The 19,324-nt window shown below is 66.5% G+C and carries 18 protein-coding genes; 7 read left to right on the top strand and 11 right to left on the bottom strand.

What is annotated here, in order from left to right; genetic code table 11:
- The first annotated feature begins 112 nt into the window (after nt 1–112).
- Nucleotides 113–514, top strand: a complete 402-nt coding sequence (locus LZC94_25975; GenBank protein WXB11308.1) for a helix-turn-helix transcriptional regulator — start codon at nt 113–115, stop codon at nt 512–514.
- Here LZC94_25975 and LZC94_25980 read toward each other — a convergent pair.
- The 5 genes from LZC94_25980 to LZC94_26000 form a co-directional block, all read right to left on the bottom strand.
- Complete coding sequence (locus tag LZC94_25980; GenBank protein ID WXB11309.1) at nt 448–1,908, bottom strand: M20/M25/M40 family metallo-hydrolase; 1,461 nt, start codon at nt 1,906–1,908, stop codon at nt 448–450. The genes LZC94_25975 and LZC94_25980 overlap by 67 nt on opposite strands.
- Nucleotides 1,909–1,924: 16 nt before the next feature.
- Nucleotides 1,925–5,371, bottom strand: coding sequence for an error-prone DNA polymerase (locus tag LZC94_25985; protein WXB11310.1), 3,447 nt, complete (start codon nt 5,369–5,371; stop codon nt 1,925–1,927).
- Nucleotides 5,364–6,977 carry a DNA polymerase Y family protein gene (locus LZC94_25990; protein WXB11311.1) on the bottom strand — a complete coding sequence of 538 codons (1,614 nt, stop codon included), beginning with the start codon at nt 6,975–6,977 and terminating at the stop codon, nt 5,364–5,366. Before LZC94_25990 ends, LZC94_25985 begins: the two co-directional genes overlap by 8 nt.
- A complete protein-coding gene (locus tag LZC94_25995) occupies nt 6,943–7,680 on the bottom strand; it encodes a recombinase A (protein ID WXB11312.1) in 738 nt (245 codons plus the stop codon). Before LZC94_25995 ends, LZC94_25990 begins: the two co-directional genes overlap by 35 nt.
- A gap of 110 nt (nt 7,681–7,790) precedes the next feature.
- Entirely contained in the window at nt 7,791–8,822 is a 1,032-nt protein-coding gene (locus tag LZC94_26000) for an Rpn family recombination-promoting nuclease/putative transposase (protein WXB11313.1), read from the bottom strand.
- A gap of 275 nt (nt 8,823–9,097) precedes the next feature.
- On the opposite strand from LZC94_26000, the gene LZC94_26005 reads away from it, so the two are divergent.
- Nucleotides 9,098–10,024: a hypothetical protein gene (locus LZC94_26005; GenBank protein ID WXB11314.1), complete on the top strand. Its 927-nt coding sequence runs from the start codon at nt 9,098–9,100 to the stop codon at nt 10,022–10,024.
- 716 nt (nt 10,025–10,740) lie between these two features.
- On the opposite strand, the gene LZC94_26010 is transcribed toward LZC94_26005, so the two are convergent.
- From LZC94_26010 to LZC94_26035, 6 genes are all read right to left on the bottom strand, one after another.
- Nucleotides 10,741–10,974, bottom strand: coding sequence for a phosphopantetheine-binding protein (locus LZC94_26010; GenBank protein ID WXB11315.1), 234 nt, complete (start codon nt 10,972–10,974; stop codon nt 10,741–10,743).
- Between the two features lie 562 nt (nt 10,975–11,536).
- Nucleotides 11,537–11,884, bottom strand: a complete 348-nt coding sequence (locus tag LZC94_26015; protein ID WXB11316.1) for a hypothetical protein — start codon at nt 11,882–11,884, stop codon at nt 11,537–11,539.
- Nucleotides 11,885–11,958: 74 nt separating this feature from the next.
- On the bottom strand, nt 11,959–12,267 hold the full coding sequence (locus LZC94_26020; protein WXB11317.1) for a hypothetical protein: 309 nt from the start codon (nt 12,265–12,267) through the stop codon (nt 11,959–11,961).
- Entirely contained in the window at nt 12,267–13,043 is a 777-nt protein-coding gene (locus LZC94_26025) for a thiazole synthase (protein WXB11318.1), read from the bottom strand. The genes LZC94_26020 and LZC94_26025 overlap by 1 nt, the downstream gene beginning before the upstream one ends.
- A gap of 12 nt (nt 13,044–13,055) precedes the next feature.
- Nucleotides 13,056–13,994 carry a lysophospholipid acyltransferase family protein gene (locus LZC94_26030; GenBank protein WXB11319.1) on the bottom strand — a complete coding sequence of 313 codons (939 nt, stop codon included), beginning with the start codon at nt 13,992–13,994 and terminating at the stop codon, nt 13,056–13,058.
- Complete coding sequence (locus tag LZC94_26035; protein WXB11320.1) at nt 13,987–14,271, bottom strand: hypothetical protein; 285 nt, start codon at nt 14,269–14,271, stop codon at nt 13,987–13,989. Before LZC94_26035 ends, LZC94_26030 begins: the two co-directional genes overlap by 8 nt.
- On the opposite strand from LZC94_26035, the gene LZC94_26040 reads away from it, so the two are divergent.
- From LZC94_26040 to LZC94_26060, 5 genes are read left to right on the top strand one after another with little or no spacing between them, the layout of a single operon-like run.
- Nucleotides 14,270–15,220, top strand: a complete 951-nt coding sequence (locus LZC94_26040) for an ATP-binding cassette domain-containing protein (protein ID WXB11321.1) — start codon at nt 14,270–14,272, stop codon at nt 15,218–15,220. The genes LZC94_26035 and LZC94_26040 overlap by 2 nt on opposite strands.
- Before the next feature lie 11 nt (nt 15,221–15,231).
- Nucleotides 15,232–16,119: a fumarylacetoacetate hydrolase family protein gene (locus LZC94_26045; protein ID WXB11322.1), complete on the top strand. Its 888-nt coding sequence runs from the start codon at nt 15,232–15,234 to the stop codon at nt 16,117–16,119.
- Entirely contained in the window at nt 16,119–17,498 is a 1,380-nt protein-coding gene (locus LZC94_26050; protein WXB20247.1) for a fuconate dehydratase, read from the top strand. The genes LZC94_26045 and LZC94_26050 overlap by 1 nt, the downstream gene beginning before the upstream one ends.
- On the top strand, nt 17,495–18,271 hold the full coding sequence (locus tag LZC94_26055) for an SDR family oxidoreductase (GenBank protein ID WXB11323.1): 777 nt from the start codon (nt 17,495–17,497) through the stop codon (nt 18,269–18,271). The genes LZC94_26050 and LZC94_26055 overlap by 4 nt, the downstream gene beginning before the upstream one ends.
- Before the next feature lie 2 nt (nt 18,272–18,273).
- Nucleotides 18,274–19,272, top strand: a complete 999-nt coding sequence (locus LZC94_26060) for an aldo/keto reductase (GenBank protein WXB20248.1) — start codon at nt 18,274–18,276, stop codon at nt 19,270–19,272.
- Nucleotides 19,273–19,324: the final 52 nt, after the last annotated feature.

Below are 19,324 nucleotides of genomic sequence, written 5' to 3' on the forward strand. Positions count from 1 at the left end.
GGATCTCGGGGCTAAGAGTAAAATGAACAAGTACGTACAATTTTGGTATGTAGTACCCAATTAGGTACCATGACGGTCGAGCTGGCCTCTTCCGTCGACGGAGCGGAGCAACGTGAACGAAGCGCGACGAAAAAAGCGGGGGGACGATCGAACGACCGGATGCGCCGTGGAGGTGACGCTCGGGCTGCTCGGCGGCCGCTGGAAGGCCGTCGTCCTCTTTCACCTGCTGAAGGGAAAGAAGCGCTTCGGCGAGCTGCGGCGGCAGGTGCCCAACTGCACGCAGCGGATGCTCACCTTGCAGCTCCGCGAGCTGGAGGAAGATGGCCTCGTCACGCGCACGGTGTTTCCCCAGGTGCCGCCGCGCGTCGAGTACGAGCTCACCGACTTCGGCCGGAGCGCCGAGCCCATGCTCCTCGCCATGCGCGACTGGGGCGAGGAGTACAAACGTCAGTGCGGCGACGGGGCCTTCACCGGCGCGCGGCCCAAGGTCTCGTCGAGCTCGGCGGTGGCGTAGGCCAGGACGGCGTAGGCGGCGGTGGTCTGCGTGAGCGACGCTTGATCGATGCGCTCGAAGACATCGAGCTTCGTATGGTGCACGTCGAAGTAGGCGCTCATGTCTTGGCGGAGTTGAAGGATGGGGACGCCCTTCTCCATGAGCGGCTCCACGTCCACGCCGGGGTGCGCTTCGCCGGGGGAGGGATCGACGCCGAGGGGCGCGAGGAAGCTCTCGAGGCGCTGCACCACGTGCACGCGATCGGGCGCGGAGTTGGCGCGGAAGCCGAGGGAGCGCCCTTCCCCCGCGTCGGCCTCGATGGCCGCCACGAATTTGTCGGCCTCCGCAGCGTGCGCTTTGGCGTAGCCCGTGGCTCCCGGCGCGCCGCCCAGCTCCTCCGACGCAAAGAGGACCACGCGAATCGTGCGCCGCGGCGCGTATTTGGCTGCCAGGCGCGCGGCCTCGGTCACGATGGCGCAGCCCGCGCCGTCGTCGGAGGCGCCTTCGCCCACGTCCCATGAGTCGAGGTGCGCGCCCAAGAGCACGACCTCGTCGGGCCGCTCGGTGCCGCGAATGTCGCCCACCACATTGAACGACTCGACGTCGGGGAGCGTCTTGGCGCTGCTCTCCAGGTGGACCTTCGCCTTGGGATCGCGCGCCAACGTATCGCGCAAGGCGTCTGCGCTCGTCCCCGAAACGGCCACCGACACGCTCCCGACCTGCCCGGTCGTCCCCGTGTGCGGCACGCTCGGATTCGGCGAGAGCGAGCGGACGATCATGGCCACGGCGCCGCGCTCATGGGCCACCTGCGAGCCGCGGTAGCGCGTCGGCGCCGCATGGGCGTAGCCGGAGCCATCGCGCTCGCGCGGCATGGCGACGTCCAAAAAGAGGATCTTGCCCTCGAGCTCTTTGCGCCCGAGGGCCTCCGCCGCCGCCAGCGTCTCCACGCGCACCACGGGCGCCTCGATCCCGCCCGGCGGCGTGCTCCCGCTGCGACCGAGGGCCAGCAGATCGAGCGGTGCGCGCTTTCCTTTGCTCACGATGGAGCCCGATGCCGCGCCGCGTTCCCAGCGCGTCACCATCACGCTCTCGCGGTGCACCGACGTAAACCCTCCCGCGACGAGCCGCTTCTCCGCCCACTGAACCGCCTTGGCGTCGTTCGGCGATCCCGCGAGCCGGTGCCCCACGTCCCGCGTGATCGCGCGGACGAAGTCGACGGCGTCGCGCGAGGCGAGCGCCTCTTTGTGCAGCTCGGAGACGCGCTCCTCGAGCGGTCGCTTGGTGGGCTTGGAGGCGACCTTCACCGATGACGCGGTGGAGGTCGCGGTGAGCGAGCTCTCGCCGGCGCCGGAGGCAGGCGGTGCGTTGTGGGAGCAGGCGGCGAGGGCGAGGAACGGAAGAAGATGTAGGCGCATCGAAGTCGGGGCTCTCCTAATGAAAATCGCGGCTTTTGCCGTGAAAGGGCAGCACCTCGGAGGATCCTGCCCGCGGCGCAGACGCGCGCTTCGAATGGATAGAGCCATCTTCGCGGCTCAGCGAGAGGGACGCCATGGATTCGACCATCACGTGCACGACCTCCTTCTCCCGTTCGAGCTTTCCACGAACCAAAAGAAGCGGGCTCGTCGTAGCAATCTGCCGATAGGCATCGAAGATCCGATTCCAGAGGACCAAATTGATGAACCCCGACTCGTCCTCCATCGTGATGAAGACGACCCCGCTCGCCGTCCCCGGCCGCTGGCGACAGATGACATACCCGGCCGTCTTCACCCGCTGACCCGGGGGTATGGTCAAAAGCTCCCGCGAGCTTTGCACCTTCTGCCGCGCCAACTTGGGGCGAAGGAGCTTCATGGGGTGATCGGTCGCCGAAAAGCCCGTTCGCTCGTAGTCCAAGGTGAGTTGCTCCGCGCGCGTGAGGGGCGAAAACGCGGGGAGAGGGCGCGCTGGGCGGGGGCTCTCGGCGTTTTCCGCGCTTTCGGCATTTTTCGCATTGTCGGCGTCGGCGTCGGCGCTTTCCGCGCGCTTTCCCTCGAAGAGGCCTATGCCCCGCGGCTCTCGGACCATCCACATCGCTTCGCGGACGGCGCGTCCCGCCGCGAAGGCGTCCGCATTTCGCGGCCCTCGGGCCAGGCGCATGGCTTCGCGCGACACCAAGGGAGCGAGCGCCCCCGACTCGGCCACCACCTCGAGCTCCCGCTGGGTCAGTCTCGTGCGCGACGCAAAGTCTTCGACGCTCTCGAACGGCTTCGCGCAGCGCGCTTCGGCGATGCTCGCATAGCTCTTCTCCCCTAGCCCTTTCACCAGCCGCAGCCCCGCGCGGATGGCGCCCGCTTCCAACGTGCAATCCCACTGGCTGACGTCGATGGAGATGGGGAGCACCGTGACGCCGTGCCGTTGGGCGTCCTGCAAAATGGTGCTGGGCGAATAAAAGCCCATGGGCTGGCTATTGATGAGCGCCGCGGCGAACGGCGCCGGGTGATGCACCTTGAGCCATGCGCTGGCATAGACGAGCAGCGCGAAGCTCGCGGCGTGGCTCTCCGGAAATCCGTACTCGCCGAAGCCCTCGATCTGCGAAAAGAGCCGCTCGGCGAACTCTTTCTCGATCCCGTGCTCGGCGAACCCGCGCGCGAGGCGCTCCCGATGCTGCTCGAGCCGCCCGCTCCGGCGCCACGCCGCCATATCGCGCCGCAGCTCGTCGGCCTGCCCCGCCGTGTACCCCGCGCCGGTGATGGCAATTTGCATCACCTGCTCCTGAAACAGCGGCACCCCCAAGGTTCGCTTCAAAATGGGCTCCAGCGACGCGTGCGGCATGGTCGCTTTTTCCTCCCCGCTGCGCCGCCGCAAATAGGGGTGCACCATGCCCCCTTGGATGGGCCCCGGGCGCACGATGGCCACCTCGATCACCAAATCGTAAAATTCCTCCGGGCGCAGGCGCGGGAGCATGGCCATTTGCGCGCGGCTCTCGATTTGAAAGACGCCGACCGTATCGGCGCGGCAGAGCGCCTCGTACACCTGGGGATCTTCGGAGGGGATCTTGGTCAGTCGCTCGACCTTCTTCTCCGCGCGGACGCTCGGATCGCACGCTTGCACCAGCTCCAGCGTCTTTCGAATCACGGTGAGCATCCCCAGGCCGAGCACGTCCACCTTGAAGAAGCCGAGCGTGTCGAGATCGTCTTTGTCCCACGGGATGATGGTGCGATCCTTCATGGTCGCGGGCTCCACGGGCGCCACGGCATCGAGGGGCTCGGCCGAGAGCACGAATCCTCCCACGTGAATCGACAGGTGCCTGGGAAAGCCTTGAATGGCCACCGCGCACGCCAGCGCCGCACGAACGCGCCCATCGTCGGGATCGAAGCCCACGGCGGCGAGGCGGGCGTCCCGCACCTCCTTCACTTTGTCCCACCAGGAGACGACCGCCGCCAGGCGATCCACCTGCTCGAGGGAGAAGCCGAACACTTTGCCGACCTCGCGCAACGCCGACTTGCCTCGATAACAAATGACCTCGCTCACCATGGCCGCGCGCTCGCGACCGTAGGTGGCATAAATCTCTTGAATGACCTCTTCGCGCCGCTCGTGCTCGAAGTCGACGTCGATGTCGGGGGGCTCGTGCCGCTCGACCGAAATGAAGCGCTCGAAGAGCAAGTTCGAGCGCGAGGGATCGACGGCCGTGATGCCCAAGCAGTAACAAACTGCGCTGTTGGCCGCGCTCCCCCGGCCTTGGCAGAGGATGTCTTTGTCCTTCGCGATCTCGACGATGCTCCGAACGCTGAGGAAATAAGGCGCTTTATCGATCTTCTCGATGAGCGCGAGCTCCTTCTCGATTTGCTCGCGCACGGCCTCGGGCACACTCTTCCCGTAACGCTCCTCGGCCCCGATGTACGTGAGGCGCCGCAAGGTCTCGTTGCACGTCTCGCCCTTGGCCGCGTAGGATCCCACGGGGAACTGGTACTTCAGCTCCTTCATCGAAAATCGGCAGGCGTCGGCGATGTCGCGCGCGCGGGCCAGGGCCTGGGGGTGATCCTTGAAGAGGACGCGCATCGAGGCCTCCGGCTTGAGGTGCGCCTCGGTGTTGCGCATGAGCGCGCGACCCGCTTGGTCGAGGGTGCAGCCTTCGCGGATGCAATGAAGGACGTCCAGGATTCGCTTGTCGGGCGGGGTGGCGAAGAGCACGCGGTTGCTCGCCACGAGCGGCATGTCGAACTGCTCCGAGAGGGCCGCCGCGTCGCGCGTGCGCGCGAAGTCTTCCCCGTCGAGGTGGCGGTAGAGTCCGACGCTGGCCCGTTCGCCGAAGGCCTCTTTGACCATCGAAGCATGCGCCGGGGGCGAGTCCGGGTGGACCACCGCCCAGAGCCCCTCCGCGTGATTGGCGATCGCCGAAAACGGGAGGCCGGCGTAGAGGTTTCGGGGGAGCGGCTCGCCCCACCGCGACGTGGGGCGAAAGGGGTTCGCTTTTCCTTTGCGATGGCGGCCGTGGCTGTCGGTCAGGACGCGGCAAAGATTCGTGTATCCTGCATGGTTTTGCACCACCACGAGCAGGGTGTGAAATGACGCGCCGTCGAGGACGGTGAGCTCGCAGCCGAGGACGATGCGAACGCCGAGCTTCTCTCCGGCTTGGAGCGCGCGGACGATGCCGTAGAGGCCGTCGCGATCGGCGATGCCGAGGGTGTCGTAGCCCAGGTTGGCGGCGCGCTCGACGAGGGTCTCGGGGGAGGAGGCGCCCATCAGGAAGGAGAAGTTGGTGCGCGTCCAGAGCTCGACGAAGTGGGATTTGGGGGGCGCGGTCGTGGCTTCGGGTGCGGGGCTGGGGTTGGAGGGGGATTTGCGGAATGGGAGGACGACGGCGTTCGGGGCGGCGATGTCCGGGGGCGTGGAGTCAGACATGGGCGATGTAGCCCCAGAGGGACAGCTGCTTCGTTCGGGCGTCGCGGACGAGCCAGATCATGCCGAGCTCCGGATCGAAGACGGCGAGCTCGTCGTAAGCGGCGTGCGAGGGGCCTCGCCACCACTCGGCCAGGCCGTTGCGCGCGAGGAAAAACGTGGGGGCCTCGGGGTTCGGGCTCGTATAGAGCAGCGGCTGGCGGAGAAAGCGTCCCGGCTCGATGGCGCGTGAGATTCGGCGCTCCGTTTCGAGACGTGGTCCTCGTCGTTCCGGTTCTTCTCGTCGTTCCCGGTCTCTTCGTTCTTTCGGGCGCTTCGCAAAGGGGACGAGGCGCATGCGCTGCGAGGGGTTCCAGCGGTTTTCGAGGCAGAGCATCCCGACTTGGCGCTCTCCGAGCTCCGCCTCGAGCTCGGCGACGAGCGGTGGAAGGCGGATGGCGGCGCGGGCCTCGGGGGTGAACAGATCGCGCGCGCGGAGCTCGTGGGCGACGAGCTTGGTGGCGCGCAAGGTGACGGCGAGAACGGGGGCCGAGAGCGCGTGGGCTTCGATGCGGGCGCGGAGCACGGCCATCAGCTCGGTCGACGTTCGAATGGGCGCCGAGAGGTTCGACGCGAGCACGGTGCGCGGGGGCTCTCCTTCGGGGAGGAGCGCGCGATCGAGGGCGAGAACGAGCTCGGTTCGGGCGATGCACTGCGCGCGTCCGGCGAGGCGGGCGCTCAGCCGATCGCAGAGGGTCTTGGCCACGAAGAGGAGCGACTCGTGCGAGTCGATGCCATATTCGAGCTCGATCGACTCCTCCGGCAGCGAAGGGGGCACGTACGGCGTGAGGGGGGTCTCGTCTTCGCCGCGCAAGAGCGCCATCACGGCCCGATCCCGAAGGCGCGGGCCGAGCTCGGAGGGCGGCAGCTTTTGCAGATCCGCGATGGTGGAGAGCCCCAATTTGCCGAGCCAATCGAGGTGCGAGCCATCGAGCCCCAGCGCGGTGATGGGAAGGCGCGCAAAGGCTTCATCATCGGGATCGACCTGCGCCATGCCGGCACGCGCATCGCTCTCCGAGCTACGCGCGTGCCGTGCAAATGCCGCGGCCATGCGCGGTCCGCGGGCGATGGCCACCCGCACGAAGGGATGCCCGAGCGACGCGGCGCACGCCCGAAGCCGCACCGCCAACGTGTGGGCGCCCGAGGGATCGCCCGGGCCGGCGTGCAAATGCTCGCAGCCGGTGACGTCGACGAACACCATATCGTCCGCGGTGCAAAACGCGGTGCTCCTCCCGAGGGCCAGCATCGCCTCCGCCACGCACGCCAAGGTCCTCTCGACGGCGCGCGCCGAGACCACCCGCACCGCGAGCTCCGACGATCGCGCCCGCGCCGCGGCCATGGTGAAGCCGGGCAGGATCCCGAGGGCCTGCGCCTCGGGCGACACCTCGTCGATGCGCGTGTTGCCGAGGAGCGAGCTTTCGCCCTCGATGGTGCTTCCAGGCTGCGCCATCACCACGGCCAAAGGACCTCGCGCAGGCGCGCGCTCGCGCGCGATGGCGACGCGCAGATGGGGGAAGGCCATGGCGGCGAAGCGCTTATTCTCGGTGCGGGAGTGGGTGGGCAGGTTCATGGTTGCGTCCTAAATCGTCGAGAGGAATCCACGTGCGCAGAGGTCCCATGCGGCCGCGGCGATCCTTGGCCACGCGCACGGAGAGCTCGTTCGGCCGGCGACCGAGCTCGAGGCGAAGCGCCACCGGCCACGGCAAGCTGCGCGGGATGTTCGAATCGGTCAGCAAGACGACCGTCGTTCCTTCTTTCGCCGCCAGGAGCGAGAGCTTGCGGACCATCACCTCGTTCGGCAGCGGTCTTCGCTTGCGCGCTCCCCGGGGTACCAGCGCCTCCGGCGCCGAAGCCCCTGGCACCGGGGCCATCTCCACCACGACCATCTCGAACGCCCCCGAGCCCACGACTTTGACCGCAATGCGCCCGAGGTCGGAGGGCGCGGGCCGCACCACCAAGAGCCGCTCCAGATCGATCCCTACCCGCGCGATCCCCGGCGCATACAACGTCTCATACGGGTCGAGCCACGCCACGAAGGCGTTCGCATCCTTCGAGAGCGCCGCCCGCACCGCGGCGAGGGCCACATGCATGCCCCCGCCGAGCATGTTCGGAGATGCAAGCTCGACCACGGTGCCCCGTAGAAAGCCGCGGTCGGGGAGCAGGGCTTCGAGATGGGGCCAACCCAACGCGTGGATCGCGTCGGGTTGGCTCGCCAGTTCTGCGCTCTTCGAGCCAAAATCGGCGAAAATCTCCTGAAGGCGTGCTACACCCATCCAACACTGATCGTACGATCAGTACGTAGCCGGAACAAGTCTTTCGCACATCGGCGCTGCTGGCGTGCTCGGCGGGGTTTCGGCTAGGTTTTTCCAATATTTACTTGGGTTTAGATATTGAAGAGGTCGTTTTCGGTTGCGACCGTAAGCGCCCGCTCGTGCCACTGTTCGAGGACGTGCACATCGGTGCAAGCGAGGAGGCGCGCGCGGCTGGCCGTACCGAGCGGCACGTTGCGCGCGGCGAGGGCCTTTTCGATGGCTCTCCGCCAGGCATCCGCCTCGCCTTTGGCGAATCCTTTCTCCTCGCCTTTGGCGAATCCCTTCTCCTCGCCTTTGGCAAATCCGATGTTCATGAGTTGTTCGGCCGCGGTCATGACGTCCTCTTTTCCTTCGGGCCCGGAGATCTCGATAAGTTTAGTGGAAACGACCGACGCGTCCACATCGCGCAGGACGCTGTTCAAGTACACGTAGAGCTGTACCAAGAGAGCGCGGGTGCTCGCGTCTCGCTTGGTCGATGCGGCCAGATCGCGCATCAAGGGTATGGCCTGTTCGAAGCGCTCCGTGGAGCGGGACGTCCAGAACGCGATTTGGACGAGACGTCCCAAGACGTGCAAGGTGCGCGTGGCCAGGGTTTCGAGCGGCAACGACGCGAGGTCGTCGAGGACGAAGTCGAAGTGGGGCACGTAAGGGCGGGTCGCTTCGATCGTGTCGGGATTGGCGTCGAGCACGGATGCGAAGTCGGGGCGGCCGCGCCAGCCTTTGGCGCCGTGGTGCAAAACCACCGATACGAGGATGGGCAGCTTGGTCCCGTTGCCCGGATGCTTCACCAACCACCGGTTCCATACGCGAACGGCATAGCGCAAAAGCCGAAAAGGGATTTGCGCATCGAATGAGGATTGGTGCTCGAACAAGACGTAAACGAGCGCGGGTACGTCGCAGACGGTGCGCGTTTCGTACAGAAGATCGGAGTGCGTGGACTCCAGCTCCTCGTCGACGAACGAACCTGGCTGCAACTCGAGCGACCTCAGATCGAGCCGCTCGCGCAACGCGGGCGGTAACACGGTTTCCAATTCACTCCGGGCGATGTCGGAGCGGCCAAACGCGGCTTTGAAGAGCGCGTCGTGCGGGGATTTGGTCGTCATTCACGGCCTCCTCCCGTCTCCCCTGCCTCGATTTTACGGCCCTCCGCCGCCCGATCGCAAATTTCTAAACATTGCCGCCGTCGACGAAATACAAAGCCTGCCTATCGATTGGGTTTGTCAATTTGCGCCAACGTGGCATCGTCCCATGCCGCGGCCGTCATCCGTGCCCGCCTTCTCCATTTTCCTACTTTTCTCTTTATTTCGACGATTTTCGTCGATGCGGAGCTCGCCCGCCCATGCCTCTTCTTGCTCACTTTGTCTCATCGACAGCCACTATGGCTCTTTTTGTCACATCCTGCAGCGGCACGGGCACCGAGGACGGAGGTCGACGCGCCGATGCGGGGCCCTCCCCTGTCGCGAGCTGCCCGGGCGCCAGCAACACGGGCGTGCCGCCGGGCACGGTGCTCCAGCCCATGACCGCCATGACGATTCGGACGGCGGGAACGGTGATTGAGAACAAAGAAATTACCGGCTGCGTGACCATTCTCGCCAACGACGTGACGATCCGCCGCTCGCGCATCTTTGCGAGCGTGGACTGCGCGATCCGCACGGGATTCGGTGACTACAGCGGCATTCTGATCGAGGATGTGGAGGTCGACGGGAGCAAGAACCCCAACGATCATTTGCTCGTGGGCTCGGCCGGCTACACCTGCCGCCGGTGCAACATTCATCACTCGCGAACGGCATTGGGGCTCGCCAAGGACGTTGTCATCGAAGATTCGTGGGTTCACGACACCGACGCAGCCACCAACGCGGTGCACAAAGCCGCGGCGTCGGGGCATGGGAGCGACAACATCGTCCTCCGTCACAACACACTCCTTTGCGATGCGGGCGCCGGCGACGCCGATGTCACGGGTGGTTGCTCGTCCGCCGTTTCATTCTATGGAACCAATTCGGCCATCACCAATGTGCGGGTCGAGGACAATTGCATGGCCACCACGGGCCGCTACTGCACATACGCCGGATCGCTCGATAGCAAGCCGTACCCGACGGGCTCCAACATCCAATACGTCAACAACCACTTCCTCCGGACCTTGAGCCCGTATTGTGGCGTGTCTGGCCCCGTCGCGGGGTGGAAAAATGGAAATGGAAACGTGTGGTCCGGCAATGTGTGGGACAACACCACCGATCCTGTCTGCATCGATCAGGCGCAGTGCCCTTCGGGGCTTACGTGCAATAACCGGGGCTCCTGCGTACAATAACGGTATTGCGCGCTCCGCGCGCTACCGCCACTTCGCCAGTTGCGCTTCGGCGTGCGATATCGCTTGGCGAATTGCGCTGGTCGGCGTGCGATATCGTCTCGCAAATTGCTCTTCGGCGTGCGGTACCTCTACTTCGTGCGTTGCGCTTCGGCGCGCGATACCGCTTCGCAAATTGCGCTTCGGCGTGCGGTGCCTCTACTTCGCGGGTTTGCGCTCGGCGCGCGATATCGCCTCGTGAATTGCGCTTCGGCGCGCCGTACCTTTACTTCGTGCGTTGCGCTTCGCGCGCGATACCGCTTCGCAAATTGCGCTTCGGCGGGCGGCACCTCTACTTCGCGGGTTTGCGCTCGGCGCGCGATATCGCCTCGTGAATTGCGCTTCGGCGCGCCGTACCTTTACTTCGTGCGTTGCGCTTCGCGCGCGATACCGCTTCGCAAATTGCGCTTCGGCGGGCGGCACCTCTACTTCGCGCGTTGCGCTTCGGCACGCGCTACCGCCACTTCGCCAGTTGCGCTTCGGCGCGCGATATCGCTTCGCCAGTTGCGCTTCGGCGCGCGATATCGCTTCGCCAGTTGCGCTTCGGCGCGCGATATCGCTTCGCGTGTTGCGCTTCGGCGCGCGATATCGCTTCGCGTGTTGCGCTTCGGCGCGGTACTACTTCGCGGGTTGCGCGGTACCTCTACTTCGCGAGTTGCGCGTTTGGCGCGCGGTACCCTCTACTTCGCGGGTTGCGCGTTCTGAAGGTCGAGGAGCGCGCGGGCGACGTCGTCGACCGTGGTGATTCGCGAAAGCATGTCCTCGGGGATGTTGATCTGGAAATAATCTTCGATGTCCGCCACGGCTTCCATCACGGCGAGGCTGTCGAGGCCCAGATCGTTCGTGATGTCGTCGTCGGGGCGAATGGGTCGATCGAGCTCTACGTGCTTGCTCAAGACCGTCGTCGTGCCCATCAGCGTTTCGTTGTACGTCGCCATCTCGATGTTCGTTTTAGTACTTCACCGGGCGCGTTGTCGACAGACGGGAGCCCGCTTTCGTTCGTTCATGGCTCGCTTGAGTACGATCTCGACGCAGTGAGCCACGGGCAACTGAGCGCCATGGCGGTTGCGATCGGATCGGGCGCATCGAAGAGCGCGCGAATGATCGCGACCCCATCCGCGCCAGCTCGATGGCACGCCGACACGTGCGACGCATCGACTCCGCCCAGCGCGTAAATGCGTGTTGCGCGCGCAATGCGTGACGCGCGAAGTACCTCGCGCGCCTCTGCAAGAGCACCTGTACCGCGCGCGGGCCCTTTGCCCGGGCTGTCGAAAATAGGGCTCACGAGGAGCGCATCGGCCCCCGCATCGCTTGCGAACACCACTTCGTCGCGCGTGTGTACCGGCACATGGATCGATCGCGCCGGTCCAACGATGGCCCGTGCGCGCGTAAGAACGTCGCGATCGCGCGTGAACCCCGGAACATGAACGCCGTCGGCGTCGACATCCGCCGCAAGCGCCGCATCGCCATTGACGATCAACGAAGCGCCACACGACGCTGTGAGCTCCCGCAGCTCGCGAGCACGCGCCCGCAACGCATCTGGCGCGGCAGCCTTGTCGCGCAACTGCACCGCAAAAATGCCGGCAACGGCCGCACGCTCACCCCCGTCTCCCGCACGCTCACCCCCGTCTCCCGCACGCTCACCCCCGTCTCCCGCACGCTCACCCCCGTCTCCCGCACGCTCACCCCCGTCTCCCGCATGCGCACGCCCATCGCCCGCATGCGCACGCCCGTCTCCCGCATGCGCACGCCCATCGCCCACATGCGCACGCCCAGCCCCCCCATACGCCGCAAGCGCACGCCCGACGGCGACGATGGTCGCATCGATGTGCGCAGGTTCGTACGACGGATCGGTGATGAGCAGGATGCGCGCGCCCAGCCCCCGCGGCCCGTCCCCGTCAGGGAGGCGGGGCGGATGCGTCGGAGGCATGGGTCGCAGCGGAAGGTGCGGAGGGACCGTCGAGGCGCGCCAGTTCCTCTTTGGCCGCCGAGGTGTAGCGGCTCGACGGGTACTTTTCGACCAAATAGGCGAGGGTCTCGCGCGCGGCGAGGTCGTTGTGGCGGGCGCGGAAGTTTTCGGCGAGCGCCCAGAGTGCGTCGCCGGCGGTGTCCTCGCGGCGGAGATTGGGATCGGGTTTGTGCGCGCACTGGAATGGGGCCAGCGCAAAGGACGAGAGGGTGACGGAGAGCAACGCCGCGCGCAGCATTACTCGATGAGCCCCGGCGTGGGGCTCGACGCGTTCGCGTAGCGGGATCGCGGCATGCGGCCCGCGAGGAATGCCTTGCGGCCCGAGCTCACCGCCTCCTTCATGGCGGTGGCCATGAGCACCGGATCTTTCGCGTGCGCGATGGCGGTGTTCATCAACACGCCGTGGCAGCCGAGCTCCATGGCGATGGATGCGTCGCTGGCCGTTCCCACGCCCGCGTCCACGATGACCGGGACCTTGGCGTGTTCGAGGATGATCGCCAGGTTGTGCGGGTTGCGGATCCCGAGGCCGCTGCCGATGGGCGCCGCGAGCGGCATCACCGCCGCGCACCCGAGATCTTCGAGCTTCCGGCATACGATGGGATCGTCGATGCAGTACGGAAGGACGGTGAAGCCCTCCTTGATGAGCAGACGCGCGGCCTCCAGGGTCTGCTCGTTGTCCGGGTACAAGGTCTTGGGATCGCCGATGACCTCGAGCTTGACGAGGCTGGCGATGCCGAGCTCGCGCGCGAGGCGAAGGGTGCGCACCGCTTCGTCGGCCGTGTAACAGCCGGCGGTGTTCGGTAGGAGCGTCCAGTCCTTGCGGCGCGTGAGGAGCGACATCAACGAGCCGCTGGATTTGTCGTGGAGATCGACGCGGCGCAGGGCCACGGTGATGATTTCGGCGCCCGAAGCGTCGAGCGCGCGCTCGGTTTCTTCGGTGCTCTTGTACTTCCCCGTGCCGACGATCAGACGACTGCGAAAGCTGCGACCGGCAATGACGAGCGAATCAGTCATGCCGCCTTTTTACTACATTCGCGGGCCTTCCGCGATCGGCTCCCGCGGCGCGCCTGGAGGGTGTTTCGGCAGGCGCTTCCAGCGGCGGTGCAACCAGAGCCACTCCGACGGGTGCTCGCGCACGAACCGCTCGAGCGCGTAGGTCGACCTTCGGGTCGCCTCCTCGATCCACGCGCGGCGGGCGTGCTCGCCGGGAAAGAGCACGTCGAGGACGCAAAGGTGGTGCAGCCCTTCGGGCCCGCGGCACGCGCCGGCCACGACCAAAGGTGCGCCCGCGCTGGCAGCGAGCGCGGCGGGAGCTTTGTCGGTGTGGGCGGGACGGCCAAAGAACGAGACGGTCACCGCGTGCTGCCATCGGACGGGCACTTGGTCGATCATCATGGCGACGGCGCCGCCCGCGCGAAGCATGCGCCGCCCTTCGTTCATGGCCCCCTTGGCCTCGCAGAGCCGGACGCCGTAGCCCCTTCGCGTCGATTGCCAAAAGTGGTCGAGCGCGCGCAGGGAGAGGCGCTTGGTGACCACCAAGAGCGGCCCTTCGCGCGCCATGGCGCACGCGGCGAGATCCCAATTGCCGGTGTGCGTCGCCGCGAGCACGATGCCGCGCCCGAGCGCCCTCGCCTCCGCCAGCGCGCGCCGTGAGCGTTCGTCCATGCGCACGCAGGCGTCGAGGCGCGCGGCATCGCCCCCCGCGAGCCAGAGAAATTCGAACAGGCTGGTCCCCAAGGACCGGTACATCGCCCGCGCGGACGAGCGCGGATGGCGGATCCCCCCCGCCTCCATGGCCTGCTCCACGTGCGCTCGCCGGATGCGCAAGAGGCTCCCGGCGAGAAAGCCGATGCAGGCGCCCAGCACCCGAAGAACGGCGGGCGGGAGCTTGGCGATCAGCCAGCCCAAGCCGGCGAGCAGCCGGCTCGGGCTGCCCGCCCCGATGGACCGTGCTTCGTCATCCAAATCCAGCCGTGCGGCGCGCGGGCTGGCCCTGGGCTCCCTCCACGGCTAGGGCGAAGACGTCGCTTTGCACCAGGGTGAAGGTCTCGCGCTTGGCGGTGCGGGCGTACACGAGCTCGCCATCGATGCGCAAGGATTCCACCTTGGAGATGGTGAGGCTCGCACCATCGTGGGCTACGTAAAGGGTGAGGACCGCACCGTCGGGGAGCGCGAGAAAGCCGTCTTTGTCCAACTTCGCCGACGCTTGCTTTAGGATTGCTTCGAGATGATTCCCGGTCATGACGAACGCCTACGCTAGGGGAGATGGTCCCAGAACGGGTCAGAAAAGTGATGACGAGCGTCCGTCTCGGCCCGCCATCCGTGCCGATGCCGCCAAAGGAGAGGCCCAGCGCGAGGGGATCGAGGGCGGCGGGGAAGAGCTCATCGTGCTCCGCCAGGTTCGGAAGGCGTTCGACGAAACGGTCGTGCTCAAGGGGATCGACCTGGTGGTGCGGCGCGGCGAGACCACGGTCATCATCGGCGGCTCGGGCGCGGGCAAGACGACCTTGCTGCGGCTCATCGTCGCGCTGGAGCAGCCGACCAGCGGCGAGATCCTGATCGCGGGGGAGAACATCGTGGGCTTGCCGGAGCGCGAGCTCAATCGGATCCGCACCAAGTTTGGAATGGTCTACCAGTATGCCGCCCTCCTCGACTCGTACACGGTCATGGAGAACGTGGCCTTTCCTTTGATCGAGCACACCAAGCTCTCGAAGAAGGAAATCCGTGAGCGCGTACTGGAGAAGCTCCGGATTTTGGGATTGGACCCCAAGAACGTCGAAAATAAATTCCCAAGTGAGCTCTCGGGCGGTATGCGGAAAAGGGTTGGGCTGGCGCGCGCGCTCATGCTCGAGCCTCCCATTTTGGTTTACGACGAACCGACCAGCGGGCTCGACCCGCTCACGAGCCGTCTGGTGGACGATCTCATCGAGGAGATGCGCGAACGCTTCAATGTGACGAGCCTCGTCATCTCGCACGACATCGCCAGCTGCTTCCGCATCGCGCACCAAGCCGTGCTCCTCATTCAAGGCGAGGTGGTCGCCGCAGGAAAGCCCGACTCCCTCGCCCGCGGCGAGAGCGAGATCGCGCGAAAGTTCATCGAGCAATCGGGGGTGGACATTGCTCGCCTCTCGCGCGTCCCTCGTACCGAGCGATCGGGACCATCCGAACCTTCCAAGACGAAACAGGAATAAAGGAGAACAACGTGACCTTATCCACCCGCGAGCCGATCCAATTGATGCGACTCGGTCCACCCGATCATGAACGCCCCGCCGTGCGCCACCGAGGAGCGCTCTACGATCTGCTCCCCCTCACCGCCGACATCGACGGTTCGTTCCTGGAGGCGGACGGGATCGAGCGGGTCCGCGCGGCCCTCGCGCGCAAAGAGCTCCCCATGCTCGACGATCCGGGCGACGGCAGCGCCCTCCGGGTCGGCGCGCCCATCGCGCGTCCGACCAAAGTGGTCTGCATCGGCCTCAATTACAAAAAGCACGCCGAGGAGACCAACGCGCCCATCCCCACCGAGCCGGTCTTGTTCATGAAGGCCGCCGATACCGTGGTGGGCGCCTACGACGATGTGCTGGTGCCGCGGGGCTCCACCAAGACGGATTGGGAGGTCGAGCTCGCCGTGGTGATTGGAAAGACCGCGCGCTACTTGCAGAGCCACGCCGAGGCCCTCTCCTGCGTCGCCGGCTATGCGATTTCGAACGACGTGTCCGAGCGCGAGTTCCAGCTCGAACGCGGCGGGCAGTGGGACAAGGGCAAGTCGTGTGAGACCTTCAACCCGCTCGGCCCCTGGCTGGTGCCGGCCGACGACGTGGGCGACGTGCAACAACTCGACCTGAAGCTGTGGGTCAACGGCCAGCTCCGACAGAATTTATCCACCTCGGACATGATTTTCCCCGTTGCGGAGGTGGTTCGTTATGTGAGCCAATTTTTGGTGCTCCGTCCGGGAGACGTCATCAACACCGGCACGCCGCCGGGGGTGGCCCTCGGGCAGCCGGACCCCAAACCGTATTTGCGCAAAGGTGATGTGATGGAACTCGAGATTCAACATCTCGGCCGGCAGCGCCAGAGCCTCGGGCAAGCATGATGGCACGCGTGACCGGTCTCGACGTCTTCGATATCCGCTTCCCCACCTCGCGCGAGCTCGATGGCTCGGACGCGATGAACCCCGATCCGGATTACTCCGCGGCCTATGTCGTTCTTCACACGGATGACACCGGTGACACAACGGCGCCGGCCGGCCCCGCGGCCTCCAAAGGCTACGGCCTGGCGTTCACCATCGGCCGCGGCAACGACGTGCAGGTCGCGGCCATTCGCGCGCTCACCGCGCACGTGGTCGGGAGGCCCGTTCCCACCACCGCCGCGGACTTGGGCGCGCTCTCGCGCGATTTGATGGGCGACTCGCAGCTGCGCTGGCTCGGGCCCGAAAAGGGCGTGATGCACATGGCCATCGGCGCGGTGATCAACGCCGCGTGGGATCTGGCGGCGCGGCGGGCGGGAAAGCCGCTCTGGCAGTTCCTCGCCTCCATGAGCCCGGAGGAGATCGTCAGCCTGGTCGACTTCCGCTACCTCACCGATGCGCTCACCCCGGAAGAGGCGCTGGCGATCCTGAACGCCGCCAAACCGGGGCGGGCCGAGCGCGAGAGGCGGCTGCTCGCCGAGGGCTACCCCGCGTACACCACATCGGCGGGCTGGCTCGGCTACAGCGACGAGAAGCTCTCGACCTTGGCCAAGCAGGCCATCGCGGACGGGTTCGCGATGATCAAGCTCAAGGTCGGCAGCGATCTGCACGACGACGTGCGGCGGATGAAATTGGCGCGCGAGGTGGCCGGGCCCGCGATGCGGATCGCGGTCGACGCCAACCAGCGGTGGGACGTGGGTACGGCCGTGAAATGGATGGAGGCGCTCGCGCCCTATCAGCCATACTGGATCGAGGAGCCCACCTCGCCGGACGATGTGCTCGGGCATCGGGCGGTGGCCAAGGCGGTGGCGCCCATCAAGGTGGCCACCGGGGAGCACGTGCAGAATCGCGTGGTGTTCAAGCAGCTGCTGCAGCTCTCGGCCATCGAGGTGCTGCAGCTCGATGCTTGCCGGGTGGGCGGCGTGAACGAGAACGTGGCCATCTTGCTGCTCGCCGCCAAATTCGGCGTGCCGGTGTGCCCGCACGCGGGCGGCGTCGGGCTGTGCGAGCTGGTGCGGCACCTTTCCATGTTCGATTACGTGGCCGTCAGCCAGACCATGGAGGACCGGGTGATCGAGTGGGTCGATCATCTGCACGCGCACTTCGTCGATCCCGCGGTGGTGAAGCGGGGCCGCTACATCACGCCGACGGCGCCGGGCTTCTCGGCGCAGATGTTCGATGCCACGTTGGAGCGCTTTCGCTTTCCGGATGGGCCCGAGTGGGCGAACGAGAACGCGGGTGCGGTGCAGGCACGCGCGCACGAGAACAAAGGACGAACGTCATGAGCATCGCGAGAGCTTCGGATTTCGACGGGTTGGTCGCCATCGTCACGGGGGGTGCGTCGGGCATCGGGCTGGCCACGGCGCAGTTGTTGGCCGCGCGGGGGGCGCAGGTGGCGTGCCTCGACATTGCGCCCGAGAGCGTCCAGGATCCCCTCGTTGGCGTGCGCTGCGATGTGTCCGACGATGCCTCGGTGCGCGCGGCCATCGATGCCGTGGTGGGCCGCTTTGGCCGGCTCGACGTGGTGATCAACAACGCGGGCATCGGCGCCATTGGCGACCTGGCCGCCAACGGCGATGACCAGTGGCACAAGGTGTACGACATCAACGTGGTCGGCATGGTGCGTGTGTCGCGCGCGGCGCTCCCGCATTTGCGGAAGTCCGAGGCTGCGGCCATCGTCAACACCTGTTCGATCGCGGCGTGGGCCGGCTTGCCGCAGCGCGCGCTCTACTCGGCCACGAAGGGCGCGGTGTACGCGCTCACCTTGGCCATGGCCGCCGATCATGTGCGCGAGGGTATCCGCGTGAACGCGGTGGCGCCGGGCACGGTCGATACGCCGTGGGTGGGTCGTTTGCTCGGCCAGGCCGCGGATCCGGCGGCGGAGAAGGCGGCGCTCTCCGCGCGGCAGCCCACGGGGAAGCTGGTCTCGGCCGATGAAGTGGCGAACGCCATCGCCTATCTGGCGAGCCCCACCTCGGGGGCCACCGTCGGCACCATCCTGGCGGTGGATGGGGGCATGTACGGGCTGCGTCTCCGTCCACCGCAGCCGCCGAAGTGACCATGCGAACGGCGCGCCTCGGCAAGTCCAAGGTCGACGTCACGGCGCTGGGGTTCGGCGCGGCGTCCATCGCAAACCTCTACTTCGAGGTGTCCGACGTGGACGCCCGCGCCGCGCTCGACGCGGCGTGGGACCACGGTGTTCGTTATTTCGACACGGCGCCGCACTATGGGCTCGGCTTGTCCGAGCGCAGGCTCGGCGCATTTCTGGCCGGAAAGCCGCGCGACACGTTCACGGTGTCGACCAAGGTCGGGCGGCGCTTGGTGCCGAACGATCGGGGCGCGAGCGCCGAGAGCGATCTGGCGGTGGGGGGCTTTGCGGTGCCGTCGACCTCGCGGCGGATCTGGGACTTCAGCGCCGATGGGGTGCGCCGTTCGCTCGAGGACTCGCTGCGAAGGCTCGGTCTCTCGCGGGTCGACGTGCTCCTCTTGCACGATCCGGACGATCACTGGGAGCAGGCGGTACGCGAGGGCTTTCCCGCGCTGGCCGATCTTCGCGCGCAAGGGGTGATCGGGGCCATCGGCGTGGGGATGAACCAATGGCAGATGCCCGCGCGCTTCGTGCGCGAAACCGATCTCGACGTGGTGATGCTGGCCGGGCGCTACACTTTGTTGGAGCAGGCGGCGCTCGACGAGCTCTTGCCGCTCTGTGCCGAGCGCGGCGTGTCGGTGGTGGTGGCGGCGGTGTTCAACTCGGGCATTTTGGCGCAGGCCACCGTGCCGGATGATGCACGATACAACTATGCCGAGGCGCCGAGGGAGCTCTTGAAGCGCGCGCGCCGGATGGCGGAGGTTTGCGCGCGGCACGGGATCATCTTGCCGGAGGCGGCGATTCAATTTCCGCTCGGTCACCCTGCGGTGGCGTCGGTGGTGGTGGGTGCACACCATGCATCGCAGATCGTCACCGACGCGGAGATGATCGCGACCAAGGTGCCGGGGGATCTCTGGATCGAGTTGAAGGCGTTGGGGCTTTTGCGCGAGGATGCTCCGATCCCCACGTGACGTTTTCGGTTCCTTCGTTCACGCGGGCATGCGTCGTTGCATTCATGGCCGC

It is taken from the genome of Sorangiineae bacterium MSr11954 (genome assembly GCA_037157815.1).
In the GTDB taxonomy this organism is placed as follows: Bacteria; Myxococcota_A; Polyangia; order Polyangiales; family Polyangiaceae; genus Pendulispora; species Pendulispora albinea.